The sequence below is a fragment of the Vogesella mureinivorans genome (assembly GCF_007644035.1).
Taxonomy (GTDB): domain Bacteria; phylum Pseudomonadota; class Gammaproteobacteria; order Burkholderiales; family Chromobacteriaceae; genus Vogesella; species Vogesella mureinivorans.
Genome location: NZ_VMTV02000795.1, coordinates 1 through 285 on the forward strand (window position 1 = coordinate 1; position 285 = coordinate 285).

The 285-nt window shown below is 44.2% G+C and carries 1 pseudogene; it reads left to right on the forward strand.

The window, feature by feature from the left end:
• A pseudogene (locus tag FLQ44_RS19355) lies at positions 1-285 on the forward strand (hypothetical protein); the annotation flags it as partial.

The following is a 285-nucleotide window of genomic DNA, read 5'->3' on the forward strand; positions in this document are numbered from 1 at the left end:
AAGACGATTGGCAGTCTGGCGTAAAGTTAATGGCGCGTCCACCAGGCAAGAAAAACAGTTCTTTGGCATTATTGTCAGGTGGCGAAAAAGCTTTAACAGCACTGGCATTGGTGTTTGCGATTTTCCGATTAAATCCTGCACCATTCTGTGTTTTGGATGAAGTTGATGCACCTTTAGACGATGCCAATGTAGGACGCTTTTGTAATTTGGTAACGGAGCTCAAGACTTGCGTTCGAAATTCTTCCGCCACACTTACCGAACTGCAACTTTCACTTTCTGATAGTC